At 66.9% G+C, this 20,488-nt stretch carries 14 protein-coding genes; 8 read left to right on the forward strand and 6 right to left on the reverse strand.

Features of this window, described 5'->3' with window-relative positions; genetic code table 11:
- Positions 1-1,444 (forward strand): pseudouridine synthase (locus EYW47_RS12565; RefSeq protein WP_133195436.1); only part of this gene is annotated, 1,444 nt, incomplete at its 5' end.
- 102 nt (positions 1,445-1,546) lie between these two features.
- Here the strand turns inward: EYW47_RS12565 and def are convergent.
- From def to EYW47_RS12590, 5 genes are all read right to left on the reverse strand, one after another.
- Positions 1,547-2,080 (reverse strand): peptide deformylase, encoded by a 534-nt coding sequence (gene def / locus EYW47_RS12570; protein WP_133195180.1) that lies wholly within the window; start codon positions 2,078-2,080, stop codon positions 1,547-1,549.
- Positions 2,077-4,137, reverse strand: coding sequence for an NAD-dependent DNA ligase LigA (gene ligA / locus EYW47_RS12575; RefSeq protein ID WP_133195181.1), 2,061 nt, complete (start codon positions 4,135-4,137; stop codon positions 2,077-2,079). The genes def and ligA overlap by 4 nt, the downstream gene beginning before the upstream one ends.
- Before the next feature lie 372 nt (positions 4,138-4,509).
- Positions 4,510-5,853 (reverse strand): cell division protein ZipA C-terminal FtsZ-binding domain-containing protein, encoded by a 1,344-nt coding sequence (locus EYW47_RS12580; protein ID WP_133195182.1) that lies wholly within the window; start codon positions 5,851-5,853, stop codon positions 4,510-4,512.
- A gap of 169 nt (positions 5,854-6,022) precedes the next feature.
- On the reverse strand, positions 6,023-9,541 hold the full coding sequence (gene smc / locus EYW47_RS12585; protein WP_133195183.1) for a chromosome segregation protein SMC: 3,519 nt from the start codon (positions 9,539-9,541) through the stop codon (positions 6,023-6,025).
- Positions 9,542-9,745: 204 nt separating this feature from the next.
- Positions 9,746-10,810 (reverse strand): DMT family transporter, encoded by a 1,065-nt coding sequence (locus tag EYW47_RS12590; RefSeq protein ID WP_133195184.1) that lies wholly within the window; start codon positions 10,808-10,810, stop codon positions 9,746-9,748.
- Positions 10,811-11,198: 388 nt separating this feature from the next.
- Between EYW47_RS12590 and dapC the strand changes: the two genes are divergently transcribed.
- The 6 genes from dapC (at position 11,199) to cls (ending at position 17,705) form a co-directional block, all read left to right on the forward strand.
- A complete protein-coding gene (gene dapC, locus EYW47_RS12595) occupies positions 11,199-12,488 on the forward strand; it encodes a succinyldiaminopimelate transaminase (RefSeq protein ID WP_133195185.1) in 1,290 nt (429 codons plus the stop codon).
- Positions 12,489-12,560: 72 nt separating this feature from the next.
- A complete protein-coding gene (gene dapD / locus EYW47_RS12600; protein WP_133195186.1) occupies positions 12,561-13,388 on the forward strand; it encodes a 2,3,4,5-tetrahydropyridine-2,6-dicarboxylate N-succinyltransferase in 828 nt (275 codons plus the stop codon).
- Positions 13,388-13,756, forward strand: a complete 369-nt coding sequence (locus EYW47_RS12605; protein WP_133195187.1) for an ArsC family reductase — start codon at positions 13,388-13,390, stop codon at positions 13,754-13,756. The genes dapD and EYW47_RS12605 overlap by 1 nt, the downstream gene beginning before the upstream one ends.
- Positions 13,757-13,915: 159 nt before the next feature.
- Positions 13,916-15,055 carry a succinyl-diaminopimelate desuccinylase gene (gene dapE / locus EYW47_RS12610; protein ID WP_133195188.1) on the forward strand — a complete coding sequence of 380 codons (1,140 nt, stop codon included), beginning with the start codon at positions 13,916-13,918 and terminating at the stop codon, positions 15,053-15,055.
- Between the two features lie 41 nt (positions 15,056-15,096).
- Entirely contained in the window at positions 15,097-15,993 is an 897-nt protein-coding gene (prmB, locus tag EYW47_RS12615; protein ID WP_133195189.1) for a 50S ribosomal protein L3 N(5)-glutamine methyltransferase, read from the forward strand.
- 248 nt (positions 15,994-16,241) lie between these two features.
- Complete coding sequence (cls, locus tag EYW47_RS12620; protein WP_133195190.1) at positions 16,242-17,705, forward strand: cardiolipin synthase; 1,464 nt, start codon at positions 16,242-16,244, stop codon at positions 17,703-17,705.
- A gap of 18 nt (positions 17,706-17,723) precedes the next feature.
- On the opposite strand, the gene EYW47_RS12625 is transcribed toward cls, so the two are convergent.
- Positions 17,724-18,206 (reverse strand): glutathione peroxidase, encoded by a 483-nt coding sequence (locus EYW47_RS12625; RefSeq protein ID WP_133195191.1) that lies wholly within the window; start codon positions 18,204-18,206, stop codon positions 17,724-17,726.
- 159 nt (positions 18,207-18,365) lie between these two features.
- Between EYW47_RS12625 and EYW47_RS12630 the strand changes: the two genes are divergently transcribed.
- Positions 18,366-20,318: an ATP-binding cassette domain-containing protein gene (locus tag EYW47_RS12630; RefSeq protein ID WP_133195192.1), complete on the forward strand. Its 1,953-nt coding sequence runs from the start codon at positions 18,366-18,368 to the stop codon at positions 20,316-20,318.
- Positions 20,319-20,488: the final 170 nt, after the last annotated feature.

Here is a 20,488-nt window from a genome sequence, read left to right on the forward strand (position 1 = left end):
TGACGAAGGTGGCGAGCGCCGCTTCACGCCCCGCAGCGGGGACGAAGGCAAGCGTCCCTTCCGTTCGCGCGATGAAGGTGGCGAGCGGCGCCCCCCGCGTCGCAGCGGTGACGCAGGCCAGCGTCCCTTCCGTTCACGTGACGAAGGCGGCGAACGCCGCTTCACGCCCCGCAGCGGTGACGAAGGCCAGCGTCCCTTCCGTTCACGTGACGAAGGTGGCGAGCGGCGCCCCCCGCGTCGCAGCGGTGACGAAGGCCAGCGTCCCTTCCGTTCGCGCGATGAAGGCGGCGAGCGGCGCCCCCCGCGCCGCAACGATGACGAAGGCCAGCGCCCCGGCCGCGCACGCGGCGAAAACCAGGAACGCCGCGCGTTCCCAGCCGATCGCCGCGCACCGGGGGCCGCACCGCGCGGCGATCGCCCCGCGTTTCGCCGCGACGAGGGCTCCGACGAACGGCGCCCGCGCAATGACCAGGGCTTCGCACGCCCGGTGAAATCCTCCTGGGCCGACGCAAACGAGCGCAACGGCGCTGGCGCGCGTCCCCGCAGCCGCAACGATGGCGAATCGTTCGCCCCCCGTGAGCGGCGCGGCGCGGAAGACACGCGTGCACGCAAACCCGGACCGAAATCCTTCGCGAAGGGCGCCGACCAGGCGCCGCAGCGCGCTACACGCGCGGAAGTCGACAGTGACAATGCGCTGCGCCTGTCCAAGCGCATGTCGGAGCTGGGCCTGTGCTCGCGCCGCGAGGCCGACGAGTGGATCGAGAAAGGCTGGGTCTATGTGGACGGTGAAGTCGTCGACACGCTAGGCGCAAAGGTCACGCCGGAGCAGCGCATCGAAGTCGACCCCGCCGCGCTCGCCGCGCAGGCGCGCCAGGTGACCATCCTGCTGCACAAGCCGGTGGGCTATGTGTCGGGTCAGGCCGAAGACGGCTATGAGCCGGCGGCCACGCTCGTCACCGCCGGCAATCATTGGGACGGCGACCACTCGGGCATCCGTTTTTCGGCGCAACACCTGCGTACGCTCGCGCCGGCGGGCCGCCTCGACATCGACTCGACGGGTCTGCTCGTCCTCACCCAGGACGGCCGTGTAGCGAAGCAGTTGATTGGCGAAAGTTCCGATATCGACAAGGAATACCTCGTGCGCGTGACCTATGGCGACATCGAGACCGAAGTCGACCAGCACTTCCCGCCCGAGCTGCTGGCGAAGCTGCGCCACGGCCTCGCGCTCGACGAGGTCCCGCTCAAGCCCGCGATGGTGAGTTGGCAGAACGGCGAGCAACTGCGTTTCGTGCTGCGCGAAGGCAAGAAGCGTCAGATCCGCCGCATGTGCGAACTGGTCGGGCTGAAGGTAGTGGGCCTCAAGCGCGTGCGCATGGGCCGCGTGCTTTTGGGCGCGCTGCCGCAAGGGCAATGGCGCTATCTGTCGGCTGACGAAGCCTTCTGAGGCGGCTGAAGCTCGCGCATCGCGTGCGGGCGGCCGTAACAAAAAACGGGAGCCGCCTGGCTCCCGTTTTTCATGCGCGCCTGATTTCGTGCGCGAGCGCTCTCACTCGTCGATCTTCGGGTCGAGATTGGGGAACAGGATGTCGGTGAAGCCGAACTTCGAGAAGTCGGTGATGCGCATGGGGTAAAGCTTGCCGATCAAATGGTCGCATTCGTGCTGGACCACGCGCGCGTGAAAGCCTTCCGCCACGCGCTCGATGGGATTGCCGTACTGGTCGAAGCCGTCGTAGCGAATCATCGAATAGCGGCTCACCGCGCCGCGCATGCCTGGCACCGAGAGGCAGCCTTCCCAGCCCTCTTCCATGTCGTGCGAAAGCGGATGGATGACCGGATTGATCAGCACCGTGCGCGGCACCGACGGCGCTTCGGGATAGCGCTCGTTGTCTTCGAAGCCGAAGATCACCACCTGCAAGTCAACGCCGATCTGCGGAGCGGCAAGTCCCGCCCCATTCGCGGCATGCATCGTGTCGAACATGTCGGCGATCAGTTCGTGCAGCTCGGGCGTGTCGAAATGGTCGACCGGTCTGGCGATGCCGAGCAGGCGCGGATCGCCCATTCTGAGAATTTCGCGAATCATGTCGTGTGCCCCTCCAGGAGCTTGTGCAACCCTTCTTCGTCGAGCACCGGCACGCCGAGTTCCTCGGCTTTCGCGAGCTTGCTGCCCGCGTCGGCGCCCGCCACCACGTAGTCGGTCTTCTTCGACACCGAGCCGGCCACCTTCGCGCCGGCCGCCTCCAGCATCTCTTTCGCCTCTTCGCGCTTGAGCGTAGGCAGCGTGCCGGTGAGCACCACCGTCTTGCCCGCCAGCACGCCTGCCGGCGCCTTCGGCGCGGGCGGACCGTCCGCCCATCTGACCTTGCCCGGTGCGCGCAGTTGCTCGATTACAGTGCGGTTATGTTCTTCCGCAAAGAACTGATGAATCGACTCGGCCACGATTGGCCCGACATCGTTCACTTCGAGCAGCTGCTCGATGGACGCGTCCATGATGGGGTCGAGCGAGCCGAAATGCTTCGCCAGATCCTTCGCCGTGGATTCGCCCACGTGGCGGATACCGAGCGCGTAGATGAAACGCGCCAGCGTGGTGGATTTGGCCTTTTCGAGCGAATCAAGCAGATTCTGTGCCGACTTGTCCGCCATGCGGTCGAGCTCCGCCAGCGTGGAAAATCCGAGATTGAACAGGTCAGCCGGAGTGCGCACGAGATTCTGATCGACGAGCTGGTCGATGATCTTTTCGCCAAGACCGTCGATGTCGAGCGCGCGGCGCTGCGCGAAGTGCCACAGCGCCTGCTTGCGCTGCGCCGGGCAGAAGAGGCCGCCGGTGCAGCGGGCGATTGCTTCGTCGGGCAAGCGCTCGATGCTCGAGCCGCACACCGGACACTCGGTGGGCATCACGAACTCGCGGGCATCCGCGGGGCGGCGCTCGATGAGCGCGCTCACTACCTCGGGAATCACGTCGCCGGCGCGGCGCACGACGACCGTGTCGCCGATGCGGATGTCCTTGCGGCGCACTTCGTCTTCGTTGTGCAGCGTGGCGTTCGTGACGGTCGCGCCGCCCACGAACACGGGCTCGAGCCGCGCGACCGGCGTGATGGCGCCGGTGCGGCCCACCTGCACGTCGATGGCGAGAACCGTCGTGAGCGCTTCCTGCGCCGGAAATTTGTGGGCGAGCGCGAAGCGCGGCGCGCGCGAGACGAAACCGAGCGCGTCCTGCTCCGCGCGGCGGTTGACCTTGTAGACCACGCCGTCGATATCGTAGGGCAGCGAGTCGCGCTTCTCGCCCACGACGCGGAAGAAGTCCAGCAGCCCCTGTGCGCCCTTCACGACCGCGCGCTCGCTGTTCACCGGCAAGCCCATTTGCGCGTACCAGTCGAGCAGCTCGCTGTGCGTCGCGGGCATGGGCTCGCCTTCGAGCACACCGATACCGTACGCGAAGAACGACAAGGGCCGCTGCGCGGTGATCTTCGGATCGAGTTGGCGCAGGCTGCCCGCCGCCGCATTGCGCGGGTTCGCAAACTCCTTGTGACCGGCTTCGCGCTGACGCTCGTTCATGCGGTCGAAGTCGCGGCGGAACATCAGCACCTCGCCGCGTACATCGAGCACCTTCGGCACGTGCTCGCCTTTCAGCCGCAGCGGCAGCGAGCGGATGGTGCGCACGTTTTCCGTGACGTTCTCGCCGGTCGTGCCGTCGCCACGCGTGGAGGCCTGCACGAACACGCCGTCCAGATAGCGCAGCGAGATGGCAAGGCCATCGAACTTGAGCTCGCAGGCGTACTCGACCGGGTCGCCTTCGGGCTTGTCGAGCGCATCGGACACGCGCTTGTCGAACGCGACGATGTCTTCGTCCGCGAAGCCGTTGTTGAGCGAAAGCATGGGCACATCGTGCAACACCGGCTCGAAACCGGCCGCCGCCTCCCCCCCCACACGCTGCGTGGGCGAATCGGGCGAGACGAGCTCCGGGTGTTCGGCCTCGATGCTTTGCAGCTCGCGGAACAGCTTGTCGTATTCCGCGTCTGGCAGCTCCGGCTGGTCGAGCACGTAGTACGCGTGATTGGCGCGTTCGAGTTCGGCGCACAACCACGCCGCGCGCTGCGCCGCAGTGGATTCTTCGGGAGGACGGGCGGGAGAACGGACCATGCTTGGGGCGGCTTCTTCTGAGTGGTTTGGATTGTCAGATTATCTCAGGAAGCCACCTGCGTGGCATCGGCCGAGCGGCCAGCTTCGTGCGCCGCCGAACGGCGCTCGCGAAGGTCCTGGCCGAACGGCCAACGTCAGCCTGATTGCATTGACGCTCTGCTTGCCGGAGGCGAACTTGATCGCACTGCAATCCTCTATCGCACCGCAACATATCCGCCGCATCGAACGGCGCCCAGCGCCCATGCACGAACAGCCCGCTTCGGTCGCATTCGTACCCACTCGTACGCGTTCGTTCGCGATTGCATCGCGCACAAAAAAAAAGCGCGGCTCCATCATGGCGCCGCGCCTCGTGCGTGGGCAACGCTATTGCCCTTACTGGCTGAAGAGCCGCCGCGTCGCCGCCGAGCCCGCCGGAATGCCGGCCTGCTCGAGCTTCGCATAGAGCGTCATGAGTTGCTTGTCGATGGACTGCAGCACCGATTCCGGCAACGGCCGGCGCTGGTCGTCCACCACGCGCCCACCGATGCGCTCCGCGAGCGAGCGGGCGTAATCGCACATCAGGCGGAACGGCAGGATGTCTTCGTCGGCCACGGGCACGTCGAGGATCAGCGTGATCATCTGGCCGCCCTTGTAGGTGAGGTCGTCGCGCAGGAAATTGGTGTCGCCGAACTGCAGCATGAACACCGGGCTCTGCTTCGCGTCGAGCTTCACGAAACGCGTGCCGTCGCGCGAGAGCAGCAAGCCGTCCTGGGCTGCAACCGCCTGCACGTAATTCGCCGACCACGGCGCGCCGTCCGAAAGCACGTTGATCTGAAGCTGGGCATCGCACTGCGCCGCGAAGCCGTCGAGCTCGCGGGCCATGGCGACGGTTTCCGTCATATCGGGGAATTCGGGCAAGCCGTCGAGCGCATCCGCGAACTGCTGCACCCCCGCTACGAACTCGGAAAACTCGAGTTCGTTGAGCGGGCCGTTGCGGTTCGCCAGTTGCGCGGCCGCGCGCAATTCTTCATAGCGCACGCCGTTTTGCAGCAGCTCCCAGCCGTCGCCGCCTTCGGGCTTGCCTTCTATGTGCACCGGCTTGCTGCCGGCGCGGCGCAGGCGCTGCGCAAGCGGAATCACGCGCTCGCCGGGCAGCGGCCCGCCAAGCCGGATCGGCACGATGCAGTCGATGCGTCGATCGACGATGGCCGGCGGCGCAGAAGAGATCGTCGTGGCGGCAGGCAGCACCGGTTCGACGCGTTCGTCTTCGTCGCGCGTCTCATCGCGCTTCTCGTCGTGCTTGTCATCCTTTGCGCCGCGTGCCGCCTGCTTGCCCGGCGCATCGGCCGGCTCGCCGTGCCCGGTGGCAGACGCGGACAAATCGTTGCCCTCGGCCTCCTCAGTCCCGGCTTCCGGAAAACCGTTCGGCGAGGTGTTCTCGGCCTGAATATCCACGGCTGTATCGGCCGGCGCCGCCGTTCCGAAACCCGGCTCGACGCGCTCCTCGGCGGTGCTGGCGCCCGCGAGCGACGGCTCGCGTCTGGACGGCGCGCGGGCCGGCTCGATGAACGGGCTCTGCTCGTTCAGGTCGTCGCGCAGCGGCGCCTCGGCCGCTTCCTCGGGCATCGGGCGCGGCATGCGCCGGCGCACCCTGGCGCTCTGCCAGGCGTTGTACACCACCACGCCCCCGACGACCACGGCACCCGCGCCGATCAACCCGAGAGTCAACTGATCCATGCATGCTCCATCTGCAATTCTTTTCCGGCGGCGCGCCTCGTCCTTCGAGGACGCGCGCGCCGCGTGCGTGGCGACAGCGGCATTCGCGACAGCCGCCCTTGCGGTAAAACGCAGGCGTTGCCGGTCGCGCGCCGCGCGCCGTCGTTATTCAGACCCGCCCTTCAGACCATCAGGCCGTATTCTGTGCGAAACCCGCGGCCGCTTCCATGTCGACTGCAACAATGCGCGAAACACCCTGCTCCTGCATCGTCACGCCAATCAACTGCTGCGCCATCTCCATCGCGATCTTGTTGTGCGAGATGAACAGGAACTGCGTCTTGTCCGACATCGCGCGCACCAGATTGGCGAAGCGTTCGGTGTTGGCGTCGTCGAGCGGCGCGTCCACTTCGTCGAGCAGACAGAACGGCGCCGGGTTCAACTGGAACATCGCGAACACGAGCGCCGTGGCGGTGAGTGCCTTCTCGCCGCCCGACAGCAGGTGGATCGTCGAGTTCTTCTTGCCGGGCGGCTGCGCCATCACCTGCACGCCGGCGTCCAGAATCTCGTCGCCGGTCATGATGAGCTTTGCCTGGCCGCCGCCGAACAGGCGCGGGAACAGGTCGCCGAAATGCCGGTTCACCTCGTCGAAGGTGCCTTGCAGCAGCGTGCGCGTTTCCTGATCGATCTTGCGGATGGCGTCTTCGAGCGTTTCGATCGCGCTCGTGAGGTCGGTGGACTGCGCGTCGAGGAAGCTCTTGCGCTCCTTCGCGGCAGCCAGTTCGTCGAGCGCGGCCATGTTGACCGGCCCGAGCGCCGCGATCGCGTTGTTGATGCGCGTGACTTCGCCCTGCAGGTACGAGGGCTTGAGCTCGGGCGTGAGCTTCTTCTGCAGCGCGGCTTCGTCCACGCCCGCGGCCTGCAATTGCTCGGCGAACTGCTCGCCGTTCAGGCGCGCGGCCTGCTCCTTCAACTGCAATTCGGTGATGCGGTCGCGCAGCGGCTGAAGCGCGCGCTCCGCGGTGAGGCGCGTCTCGTCGGCCGCGCGCAGCTTTGCGCTGAGGTCGTCGAGTTCGGCGCGCGCGGCGCGCAACGCCTCTTCCTTCACCGCGCGAATCTCTAGCGCGTCCTGCAGGCCCGTGTGCGCGGTCTGCTCATTGATCGTTTCCAGTTCCGCGCGCGCGTCTTCGAGCGAGACGGCCACCCGCTCGCTCTGGTCGTGCGCGACCTGGATATTGCGCTTGAGCTCCTCGATGCGATTGGCCATGTTGCGCGCCGCGAAGCGCGCATCGCCGGCCGCGCGCTCGAGATCGCGCGCTTCGTTGCGGGCGGCGCCCAATTCCTCGTCGAGTGCCTCGAACGCCAGTTGGTTGTCTTCGAAGCGAGCCTGCAATTCCGCGAGTTCGACGTCGTGGCGCTCGAAGTTCGCCTCCGATTCCGCGCGCAGCGCGCGCTGCTCTTCGATCTGCGTGCGGATCTCTTCGAGTTCCTCGCGAATCTGCGTGCTGCGCGCCGTATAGCGCTCGTGCGCCTGGGTGAGCTTGAGCACCTCCATCTGCAGCGCATGCACGCGCTGCGTGGCGCGCTCGGCCTGCTGGCGCAGTTCGGTGAGCGCCTGGGCCGCCTGGGTGTGCGCCGCCTCCGCACGCACGGCTGCGGCGCGCGCGTCGTCGGCGAGCAGCGCCTGGGCGCGCACCTGGCGCGTGAGATTCTCGATTTCCTGCTGGCGCGCGAGCATGCCCGCCTGCTCCGAATCGGCGGCGTAGAGCTGCACACCTACGCGCGTGACCGTGTGGCCGGCCTTCACCACGAACGCGCCGCCTTCCGGCAACTGCGCGCGCTTGCCAAGCGCTTCGGCGAGATCGGTAGCGACGAACGCCGTGCCGAGCCATTCGTTGAGCACCGCGCGCAGGCCCGCATCGTCGATGCGCACGAGCGAGAGCAGCGGCGTGAGCCCCGCGGGCGCGGCCGTCGCCTGTCCGGCCGGCGGCGGCGCGTAGAACGCGAGCTTGGCCGGCGGCGCGTCGGTCGCGAATGCCTTCACCCAGTCGAGGTTCGACACTTCGAGGGCGGCCAGGCGCTCGCGCAGCACGGCTTCGAGCGCGGTTTCCCAACCGGCTTCGACGTGCAGCTTTTTCCACAGCCGCGGCAGCGCGCCCAGTTCATGGCGCTCGAGCCACGGCTGGATCTTGCCTTCGGTCTGCACGTTCTCCTGCAGCTGCTTGAGCGCCGCGAGGCGCGCTTCGAGCTGATGGATCTGCGCGCCTTCGGCCTGCACGCGCTCGTGCGCGGCGCGGCGCTCCGCGTCGAGGCGCGGCACCGTGTCCTGCGCGTCGGCAAGACGTTCCTGCGCTTCGCGCAGGATCTCTTCCTGCTCGGCCAGTTGCATGCGCAACTCTTCGAGCTGCGCTTCGTCGGGCGCGTCGAGGCCGCCTTCCTCCGCCTTCAGGCGCTCGTGGCGCTGCTGAAGCTGCTGGAGCATCTGGTCGGCGTTGCGCTGATGCGCGGCTTCGAGCTTGATCGCCTGTTCGGTGCGCGAAATGCCCGCGCGCTCGTCGTTCAACTGAGCCTGCGCGTCGCGCCAGCGGTTTTCGAGCGCGGGCAGCGCTTCCTGCTTCGCTGCCGCCTGCTCTTCGGCGATAGCCGCCTTTTCCTCACCCATCGCGAGCTGCTCTTCGGCGTCCGCGATGTCGTCCTGCGCCTTCTGCGCCTGCACCTGCCATTGCTCGCGTTGCGCAGTGAGCGCCGCGATCTGCGCCTGCACGCGATTGCGCGATTCGACGATGAACTTGATTTCCGCTTCGAGGCGGCTCACTTCGGCATTCGCCTCATAGAGCGCGCCTTGCGCGCCCTGCATCGCATCGCTCGCCGAATAGTTCGCCACCCGCAGCGTTTCGAGCTGCGCCTCGACTTCGCGCAGTTGCGCGGTGTGCCGCTCGAGATCGATCTGCGCGTGCTCGATCGCGCGTTGCTGGCGCTGCTGCTCGCTGGCCGCTTCGTTCTTGCGCAAGAGCCACAGCAGGCGCTGCTTTTCCTCGCCTTCGGCCTGCAGCTCGCGGAACTTCGTCGCGACCACGGCCTGGCCTTCGAGCTTCTCCAGATTCGTCGAGAGCTCGCGCACGATGTCCTCGACGCGCGTGAGGTTCTCGCGCGTGTCGTGCAGACGGTTTTCCGTCTCGCGGCGGCGCTCCTTGTATTTCGAGACGCCCGCGGCCTCTTCGAGGAACACGCGCAGCTCTTCGGGCTTCGCCTCGATGATGCGCGCGATCATGCCCTGCCCGATGATGGCGTACGCACGGGGCCCGAGGCCGGTGCCGAGGAAAATGTCCTGGATGTCGCGCCGGCGCGCCGGCAGATTGTTGATGTAGTAGCTCGAGGTGCCGTCGCGCGTGAGCACGCGCTTGACGGCGATCTCGGCATACTGGCCCCACTGGCCCGCGGCGCGCCCGTCGGCATTGTCGAATACGAGCTCGACGCTCGCGCGGCTGCCAGGCTTGCGTGCGGTGGAACCGTTGAAGATGACGTCCTGCATCGACTCGCCGCGCAGCTCAGACGCGCGGGATTCGCCGAGCACCCAGCGCACGGCGTCGATGATGTTCGATTTGCCACAGCCATTCGGCCCGACCACCCCGACGAGTTGGCCCGGGACCTGGAAATGCGTGGGATCGACGAAGGATTTGAAGCCAGCGAGTTTAATCGAGGTCAGACGCACGGCGATATCGCTGTTTGAATAGGGAGAGTGAACGGGACCGCCTGCGCCCCAAGCCCCGTGCCGCCGACCTCGTCACGGGTCGCACGGCGCAGCGACGCGCCACATGGCGCTCGCGCTTCGGGCATCTTGGGCATGTCGGGCAGCCGCCACGGCTCGCCATGCAGAGCGGCATGTGCGCGCCCGGCCGGCGAGGATCAGCGGCAATCATACCATCGTGCGCGCGCCATTCCGCCCGCTTCGCGCCGAAGCGCGCGGGCCGCCGGTGCCATTGGCGCCGGCGTCGTCATCCCCGCTTTCGTCGATGGGGCACGCTTGTGCGTGGGCAATCGCGCTGGCGTCGGCGCTAGCGTGCTTTTCTTGCTCTGCGCGCTTGCCGGTGTCCTGCACGCGGTGCACCCAGCTCGACAGCAGCGAAGCCAGCACGATGCACGCGCCGCCCGCCCATTCGCGCGGCCCCGGCGTCTCGCCCGCGAGCAGCCACGACGAGAGCGCGGTCACCACGAGCTCGAACAGCATGATGATCGACGCCCGGTTCGCCGGCACGCGCGCGAGACCGTACTGCACGAGCATGTTGTTCGAGCTGAGCAGCAGGCCGAGCACGAGTACGAGCAGCACGATGCGGGCAAGCGACTCGCCGGCGTGCAGCACCGGCATCGGCTCGAAGTGCGACGCCACAGCGCCGAAGATCGCCGCCCCGCCGAAAATCACGGCCGTGCGCATCTCCGGCTTCATCTGCGGCAGCACGCGGCTCGTCTTCACCACGAGCACGTTGCTCATCGCGAAACCGATGCCGCCCGCGAGCCCCGCCCATTCGGCCAGGCTGGCCGGCAGCGGCAGGCCCAGTTTCGGCGACCACAGCATGAGCACCGCGCCCGCGAGCGAGAGCGCGGAAAGCGCCGCGCCCGACCACGTGAGGCGCTCGCGCAGGATGAAATGCGCGAAGATCGCCGTCCACGCCGGTGTGAGATAGAACAGCAGGAGCACGCGCATCACTTCGCCGTGGATCGCGCCCCACACGAAGCCGATGTTGGTCACGCCCGCCGCGAGACCTAGCATCGGCAGCACCCAGTGCCAGCGCACCGTGGCGATCGAGCGGCGGCGCAGCAGCAGCACGAAGAGGCACCCCGCGGCGCTCGTTGCGGCCCCGGCGGCCGTGCCAGTCAGGCCCAGGCTCGCGAGCGTGCGCAACGGATACCAGACCACGCCCCACACCGAGGCGCCGATCATGATGGCGAGCGTTGGCCACCCGGTCTTCAGGCCCGTGCTCATCACACTGTCCTCCCGCACCGCGCCGATGTGGAAGCAGCGCGCATCGGCCGTTTTCCAGACTGCATACCTGTCCTTTTTTCCAGTTCCTGATTTCCCGCGTGGTGCGTCAGTTCGTGCGCCATGCAGCGCTTGGGCCACTCCGGCCACTGCTGCCGGTCCGGCGGATCCGCGCCCACCGCCGTTTGCCTCGGCTGCGCACCCATGCAAGCGCCCGCAGGCGGCGCAGCGCCAAGTTATAATTCACGCTTTTCCAGCCGCACCAGCCACACCCGACGCACGACAGGCGCTGCGCCGCCGCGATCCACGCCACCCATGCCGGATCGCACCGGCGGGCAGCAGCCCACACCGGCCCTAACATGGCCACGTCGTCGCCGGAACCGAAGCGCCGATGCCGGCCATCGCGCCGCGCGCTGTCTATCCGTCTACCCGTCTTCGCTTTTCGCCCGCCAAGCCAGTGAATCCGCTACTCGACACTCTCCAGCCCTATCCCTTCGAAAAGCTGCGTGCACTCTTCAAGGACGTCACGCCGAATGCCGGCCTGCGCCACATCAGCTTCGGGATCGGCGAGCCGAAACATCCGACGCCCGCGCTGATCCGCGACGCCATCGTCGCCTCGCTCGACGGCCTTGCGGCCTATCCGGCCACGGCCGGCAGCCCCGCGCTGCGCGAGGCGATCGCGAAATGGGTGACCGAGCGCTACGGCTTGCCCGCCATCGATGCGGCCACGCAAGTGCTGCCCGTGTGCGGCTCGCGCGAGGCGCTCTTCGCGCTCGCCCAGGCGGTCGTGGACCCCACAGCGGGCGCCAAAGACCCGGCAAAGCGGCCGATCGTACTCTGTCCGAATCCGTTCTACCAGATCTACGAAGGCGCCGCGCTGCTCGCGGGCGCCGAGCCGTACTTCGTGAACAGCGATCCGCAGCGCAACTTCGCCTGCGACTACTCGCAGGTGCCTGAAGACGTCTGGGCGCGCACGCAGCTGCTCTACGTATGCTCGCCGGGTAACCCCACGGGCGCCGTGCTCACGCTCGACGACTGGCGCGAGCTGTTCGCGCTGTCCGATCGCTACGGCTTCGTGATCGCCTCCGACGAGTGCTACTCGGAAATCTACTTCGACGAATCGCAGCCGCCGCTCGGCGGCCTGGAAGCGGCGCACCAGCTCGGCCGCGGCTTCGAGCGCCTGATCATGCTTTCGAGCCTCTCGAAGCGCTCGAACGCGCCTGGCATGCGTTCGGGCTTCGTCGCGGGCGATGCGGCGCTGCTCAAGCGCTTTCTGCTCTATCGCACGTACCACGGTTCGGCCCTTTCTCCGGTCTGGCAGAGCGCCAGCATCGCCGCCTGGGGCGACGAGGCGCACGTGCGCGAGAACCGCGCGAAGTACGTGCAGAAGTTTTCGACGGTGACGCCGATGCTCGCCGGCGTGCTCGACGTGAAGCTGCCCGACGCCGCGTTCTATCTCTGGGCCAATGTCGCGAATACTGGCCTTACGGATACCGCGTTCGCCCAGCGCCTCTACGCCGACTATAATGTTACGGTTCTGCCGGGCTCGTATCTCGCGCGCGAAGCGCATGGCGCGAATCCCGGCAAAGACTTCGTCCGCATGGCGCTCGTCGCCGACGTCGAGGAGTGCATCGAGGGCGCGCAGCGCATCGTCGACTTCTGCCGCTCGCTCAAGCAGTAAAGCCACCTCCGTACGCGCGCCCGTCCCCGGGTGCGCGAGCCACCGCATTTGAACTCACACGAAACCATCACCATGTCGCAACAACTTCAGCAGATCATCGACACCGCCTGGGACAACCGCGCCGACTTCTCGCCCAAGTCCGCGCCGAACGACGTGCGCGAAGCCGTCGCCCATGTGATCGCGGAACTCGACCGTGGCGCACTGCGCTGCGCCGAGAAGAAGGACGGCGACTGGGTCGTCAACCAGTGGGTGAAAAAGGCCGTGCTGCTGTCGTTCCGCCTGGAAGACAATGCGCCGATGGCCGCCGGCGGCTACTCCCAGTTCTACGACAAGGTGCCCTCGAAGTTCGCCAACTACACGGCTGAAGACTTCGCCGCGGGCGGCTTTCGCGTCGTGCCGCCGGCCATCGCGCGCCGCGGCTCGTTCATCGCAAAGAACGTCGTGCTGATGCCCTCGTACACCAACATCGGCGCGTATGTCGATGAAGGCACGATGGTCGACACGTGGGCGACCGTCGGCTCCTGCGCGCAGATCGGCAAGAACGTGCACCTCTCGGGCGGCGTGGGTATTGGCGGCGTGCTGGAGCCGCTGCAGGCCAACCCCGTCATCATCGAAGACAACTGCTTCATCGGCGCGCGCTCGGAAGTCGTGGAAGGCGTGATCGTCGAGGAAAACTCGGTCATCTCGATGGGCGTGTATCTCGGCCAGTCGACCAAGATCTACGACCGCGAAACCGGCGAGGTTACGTACGGCCGCATCCCGGCGGGCTCGGTCGTCGTGGCCGGCAACCTGCCCTCGAAGGACGGCTCGCACAGCCTCTACTGCGCCGTGATCGTCAAGAAGGTGGACGCGAAGACGCGCGCCAAGGTCGGCCTGAACGAGCTGCTGCGAGGCGACTGATGGCGAAGGCCGCAAAGACCGTCGTCGTCTACGGCATTCCGAACTGCGACACCGTGAAGAAGGCCCGCGTGTGGCTCGAAGAGCACGGCGTCGAGTTCGAGTTTCACGACTTCAAGAAGGCGGGCGTCTCGAACGCGCTGGTTCAGGACTGGCTCAAGGATGTGTCGCTGGATCAGCTCATCAACAAGCGCGGCACGACCTGGCGCGCTCTGTCCGACGTGCACAAGGCCGAAGCCGACACGACCGCCGGCGCGATCGCGCTGATGATCCACAAGCCGTCGATCATCAAGCGGCCGGTGCTCGCCGTGAACGGCCGCGTGAAAACGCTGGGTTTTTCCGCCGATCAGTACGAGACGCTGTTCGCCTGAGCGCGGCACGCCCCGGTTGAGCGCCGCGCGCGCCCGCTGGACGACTCTGGCACGCTTTCGCCACGTGTTTTCCTGTTCGGGCGCACACTGTTATTCCTTGCTGTTGCCGGCCCCTGTTCGATCAGCGGCGCCGGCATTTTTATTGAAAGTGGTCCATTCATGTCCGCCACCCTCGCCCTTACCGAAGCCCTGATCGCACGCGCGTCCGTGACGCCCGACGACCAGCACTGCCAGCGCATCATGACCGAACGCCTTGCCGCGCTCGGCTTCGCGTGCGAAACCATCGAATCCAACGGCGTGACCAACCTCTGGGCCGTCAAGCGCGGCACGGCCGGCACCGCGGGCCCGCTGCTCGCCTTCGCGGGCCACACCGACGTCGTGCCCACGGGCCCCCTCGAGCAATGGAGCTCGCCGCCGTTCGAGCCCGCGCACCGTGACGGCAAGCTCTGGGGCCGCGGCGCCGCCGACATGAAGACCTCGCTCGCCGCCTTTGTCGTGGCCAGCGAAGAGTTCGTGGCAGCGCAACCGCAGCATCGCGGCGCGATCGCCTTTCTCATCACGAGCGACGAAGAAGGCCCCGCCACCGACGGCACCGTCAAGGTGGTCGAGGCGCTGCAAGCGCGCGGCGAAAAGATGGATTACTGCATCGTGGGCGAGCCCACTTCCACGCATACGCTCGGCGACTGCGTGAAGAACGGCCGGCGCGGCTCGATGTCGGGCAAGCTCGTCGTGAAGGGTGTGCAGGGCCACATCGCGTATCCGCATCTCGCGAAGAATCCCGTGCATCTGCTCGCGCCGGCGCTGGCCGAGCTCGTCGCCGAAAAATGGGATGACGGCAACGAATATTTCCCGCCCACCACGTGGCAGGTTTCCAACATGCATAGCGGCACCGGTGCTTCCAACGTGATCCCCGGCCACGCCGACGTGATGTTCAACTTCCGCTTCTCGACGGCCAGCACGGTGGAAGGCCTGCAAAAGCGCGTGCACGAGATCCTCGACAAGCACGGCCTCGAATACGATCTGCACTGGAGCGTGAGCGGCCTGCCCTTCCTCACCCCGCGCGGCGCGCTCTCGAACGCGCTCGAGAAGTCGATCCTCGACGAGACCGGCGTGAGCACGGAGCTCTCGACCACGGGCGGCACGTCCGATGGCCGCTTCATTGCGCGCATGTGCCCGCAGGTCGTCGAGTTCGGACCGCCCAACGGCAGCATCCACAAGATCGATGAGCACATCGAAGTGAAATTCATCGACCCGCTCAAGAACGTGTACCGCCGCGTGCTGGAACAATTGATCGCCTGAGCGGCGCCCGAGTCTGCTGGAATCCTGCTGGAGTACAAAACATGACCCATCCGCTAGCCACGACCTTCTCCACCGTGCGCGATCTGCTGCGCTACGGCGTCTCTCGCTTTTCGGCTGCGCAGCTCGCGTTCGGCCACGGCTCGTCCAACGCCTACGACGAAGCCGCGTACCTGATCCTGCACACGCTGCATCTGCCGCTCGACCTGCTCGATCCGTTTCTCGACGCGCGCCTCGCGCCCGAAGAGATCGACAAGGTGCTCGGCGTGATCGAGCGCCGCGCGACCGAACGCGTGCCCGCCGCCTACATCACGCAGGAAGCGTGGATGCACGGCCTGCGCTTTTACGTCGACGAGCGCGTGATCGTGCCGCGCTCGTTCATCGGCGAGTTGCTCGAAGACGGTCTGCAGCCCTATGTGGAAGACCCAGAGCAAGTGAGCGCAGTGCTCGAGCTGTGCACGGGCTCGGCGAGCCTCGCGATCCTCGCGGCGCACGCGTTCCCGAACGCCGATGTCGACGCCGTCGATCTCTCGGCGCCCGCGCTCGAAGTCGCGGCGCGCAATGTGCACGAGCACGGCCTCGACGAGCGCATCTCGCTCTTCGAAGGCGACCTGTACGCGCCGCTGCCCGAGCGCCGCTACGACGTGATCATCACGAATCCGCCATACGTGAACGCCGAATCGATGCAGGCGCTGCCGCCCGAATACCGCCACGAGCCCGAGATGGCGCTCGCGGGCGGCGTGGACGGCATGGACATCGTGCGCCGCATCATCGGCGAAGCGCGCAACTGGCTGACCGACGAGGGCGTGCTCGTGGTCGAGATCGGCAACGAGCGCGCGCACGTGGAAGCCGCGTTCGGCGGTCTCGAACTCGTCTGGCTCTCGACGAGCGCAGGCGACGACCAGGTGTTCCTGATCCAGGCCGCGGACCTGCCGGCCTGAGCCCGACACTGGCCCGATCCAGGGCCGTAGCCGCCAGCGGCGCTCGAAGGCGCAGCGTGGCGGCGGGCACCCGCGCACACGCACGCGCCCACGATTTGCGCAAAGTGGGCGTGCGAGCCCAATCGCACCGCCCGACAGGGTTCGGTAAGATGGTCGTTTCCCGGCTCACGCGGCATGGACGTTTGGGGGCTCGCCTGGTCAGCGCTCGCGCCGCGCGCCGCACGCCTTCAGGAGCGTCCCGCGCCTCTATGCGATTCGACTGGTCAACCCTAGGCACCCTGCTCGCGATCATCCATCTGCTCGGCGTGATCGCGGCGGGCCACGCCATCCTCAACACCCGCACCTCGCAAGGCGCGATCGCCTGGGCCGTCTCGCTCGCGACGATGCCCTACCTCACGCTGATCCCGTATCTGTTCCTCGGCCGCAGCAAGTTCGAGGGTTACGCGGACGCGCGGCGCGTGCGCAACGAAACACTGCGCACGCGCGCACATGTGCCCGACTGGAGCCGGTCCGGCGACGCGGCCGACGAGCTCGCCAATACGCGCGACTGGCCAGCCGACGAATTGAGCACGCGCGTGATCCGCACGCTCTCGCACCTGGGCGGCATGCCGCTCGTGCCGGGCAACACGGTGCGCACGCTCGTCAACGGCGAAGCCACGTTTTCCGCGATCTTCGACGCCATCGAAGAGGCACGCCATTACGTGATCGTGCAGTTCTTCATCGTGCGCGCCGACGCGCTCGGCGACATGCTCAAGGAGATCCTGCTCGCCTGCGCCGCGCGCGGCGTGCGCGTGCTGTTCCTCTACGACAGCATCGGCAGCTTCGACCTGCCCGCGAGCTACGTGCGCGACCTGCGCGCGGGCGGCATCGAAGTGCATCCGTTCTCGACCAAACGCCGCTTCGTCAACCGCTTCCAGCTCAATTTCCGCAACCACCGCAAAATCGTGGTGGTGGACGGCGAGCGCGCCTTCGTTGGCGGCCACAATGTGGGCGTCGAATATCTGGGCGCGAAGCCGCCCCTCTCGCCGTGGCGCGACACCCACATCGAAGTGCGCGGGCCCGTGGTGGCGAACATCCAGTTCGCCTTCACCGAAGACTGGTACTGGGTCACCCAGGAGCTGCCGGGCTGCGCGCCGCCGGCACTCAAGCCGCGCGACGGCGACGACATGTACTGCCTCGTCATGCCCACCGGCCCAGCCGATCGGCAGGAAACATGCTCGCTGTTCTTCGTGGAAGCCATCAACGCTGCGAAAAAGCGCATCTGGATCACCACGCCCTACCTCGTGCCCGACGAAGCCGTGCTCTCGGCGCTGCGCCTCGCGGCGCTGCGAGGCGTGGACGTACGCATCATGATCCCGAGCCGGCGCGACCACTTCGTGGTGTTCGCGGCTTCGACGCTCTATGCCTTCGACGCGGTGCGCGCGGGCATCCGCATCTTCCGCTACAAGCCGGGCTTCCTGCACCAGAAGGTCGTGCTGATCGACGACACCGCCGCCGCCATCGGCAGTGCGAACCTGGACAACCGCTCGTTCCGCCTGAACTTCGAGATCATGGTGCTGACCGTGCATCGAGGCTTTGCATCGGAGGTAGAGGCGATGCTGCTGCGCGACTTCGAGCACACCTTCGAGATCGACCGCAGCGAATACCGCGACGCCCGCGCGTGGCGCAAGATCGCGATGCATGTCGCCCGCCTCTTCGCGCCGATTCTGTAGCGCGCCCGCCAGCGGCCCTTACAGCAGTGCTTCGATGTCCGCGGCGATGGCATCGGGCTTCGTGGCCGGCGCATAGCGCTTGACGACGTTGCCGTTGCGGTCCACGAGGAACTTCGTGAAGTTCCATTTGATCCGGCCGATGCCGAGCACCCCCGGCGCCTCGCCCTTGAGCCACTTGTAGAGCGGATGCGCGTTTGCCCCGTTCACCTCGATCTTCTCGAACAGCGCAAACGTGACGCCGAAATTCTTCTCGCAGAAGGCACCGATCTGCACAGCGTCGCCCGGCTCCTGCTTGCCGAACTGATTGCACGGAAACCCAAGCACCGCGAGGCCGCGCGCGGCGTACTGCTGGTGCAGCTTCTGCAAGCCTGCGTACTGCGGCGTGAATCCGCATTCGCTCGCGGTATTGACGATCAGCATGACTTTGCCCGCGTACTGCTCAAGGCTCACCGGCGCGCTGCCACCGAGCGGCTCGGCCGAAAACGAATAAACCGTCGACATCTGGCTCTCCCAACGAAAACACCAGTTTACGTGAGAAAACCGGCCCGCCACACCCTGGCCGAAAGGACGGCGCCTGGCTTTAGCCGTCCGGCCGATGCCGGGCAACCTGCGCGCCCCGGTTAAAATAGCGCTTTACGTTTTATCCGTGCCGGCGCTCTCGTGATCCGCTTCAATCAATTCAGCCTTGCCCGCGGTACCAAGCCGCTCTTCGACCAGACCTCGTTCACCCTGAATCCGGGTGAGAAAGCCGGCCTCATCGGCGCCAACGGTGCGGGCAAGTCCACGCTCTTCGCCGTGCTGCGCGGCGAGCTGCACGCTGACGCCGGCGACTTCTCGATGCCGCCCTCGTGGCAGATCGCCCACGTCGCCCAGGAAACGCCGGCTGTCGAGAGAAGCGCGCTCGAATACACGCTCGACGGCGACGCCGCGCTGCGCGAAATCGAGGCGCGCATCGCCTCGGCCTCGGCGGCCCACGACGGCGCGGCCGAGGCCGAAGCGCACGCCGCCTTCGCCGACGCCGACGGCTACACCGCGCCCGCGCGCGCCGAGGCGCTGCTGCTCGGCCTCGGCTTCACGATGGAGCAGACACAGCAGCCCGTAGCGAGCTTTTCGGGCGGCTGGCGCATGCGCCTGAACCTCGCCCAGGCGCTGATGTGCCGCTCGGACCTGCTGCTGCTCGACGAACCCACGAACCACCTGGACCTCGACGCGATCGTCTGGCTCGAAGACTGGCTGCACCGCTATCCCGGCACGCTCGTCGTGATCTCGCACGATCGCGAATTTCTCGATTCGGTCTGCAATGTGACGCTCCACCTGGAGAACCAGCAGGTCAAGCGCTACGGCGGCAACTACTCGCAGTTCGAGATCCTGCGCGCGCAACAGCTCGCGCTCCAGCAAAGCGCCTACGAGAAGCAGCAGAAAACCGTTGCGCATCTGCAGAGCTTCATCGACCGCTTCAAGGCGAAGGCCACCAAGGCGCGCCAGGCGCAAAGCCGGGTCAAGGCGCTGGAGAAGATGGAGCTGATCGCGCCCGCGCACGCAAGCTCGCCGTTCACGTTCGAGTTTCGCGCGCCCAACTCCGCGCCCAACCCCATGCTCGTGATGGACGGCGTGCGCTGCGGCTACCGTGCCGATGACGGCGTCGAGACGCCCATCGTCGAAGGGGTCTCGCTGTCGATCCAGAACGGGCAGCGCATCGGCCTGCTCGGCGCGAACGGACAGGGCAAGTCCACGCTCATCAAAACGCTCGCGGCAACGCTCGGGCCGCTCTCGGGCGAGCTGCGCACGGGCAAGGGTCTGCAGATCGGCTATTTCGCGCAGCATCAGCTGGAAACGCTGCGCCCCGACGACACGCCGCTGCAGCATCTCGCGCGCCTCGCGCCCGATACGCGCGAGCAGGAGCTGCGCGACTTTCTGGGCGGCTTCAACTTTCCCGGCGAGATGGCCACGGCCCCCATCGCCCCCTTTTCGGGCGGCGAGAAGGCGCGCCTCGCGCTTGCGCTCATCATCTGGCAGAAGCCGAATCTGCTGCTGCTCGACGAGCCGACCAACCACCTCGACCTCGAAACGCGTCACGCGCTCACCATGGCGCTCGCGCAGTTCGAAGGCACGCTGATCCTCGTCTCGCACGACCGGCATCTGCTGCGCGCCACGACCGACCAGTTCATGCTGGTGGCCAGGCACCGCCTGCAGCCATTCGACGGCGATCTCGACGATTACCGCGACTGGCTGCTCCAGCACGCCGCCGAACAGCGCGCGGCGCTCAAGAGCGCGGCGCTCGGCACGGCAAATGCGCTCGATGGCACAAGCGCCGGCGACGCCGGCGTGAACCGCAAGGAGCTGCGCCGCCAGGAAGCCGAGACGCGCCAGCGGCTCTCGCACCTGAAAAAGCCGCTGCAGGCGAAGATTGGCAAGATTGAAAAGGAAATGGATGCGCTCAACGCGGAAAAAGGCACGCTGGACACTTTCGTCGCCGACCCCGCCAGCTACGAGCCTGCACAAAAAACGCGGCTGACTGAAGCCATCCGCCGTCAGGCCGAAGTTCAGGCGCGCCTGGAAACGCTCGAGGCCGAATGGCTCGATGCGCACGAGGAGCTCGAGCAGATCGGCTGATGCCTTGCGGGCGGGCGCGACGCGGTTTCGTGTGCGCCGTCTGGTCGGCGCCTTCGCCAGCGCGTTGGTCCGTTGCCTGCCGCTCGCCTGTCCGTTGCGTGTTCGATGTTGTGCCAGCCGCGTAGTCAGCGTCATTCTCAGGAGCCAAACGAGTGTCGATACCCCCCGCA

Source organism: Paraburkholderia silviterrae (genome assembly GCF_004353915.1).
GTDB lineage: Bacteria > Pseudomonadota > Gammaproteobacteria > Burkholderiales > Burkholderiaceae > Paraburkholderia > Paraburkholderia silviterrae.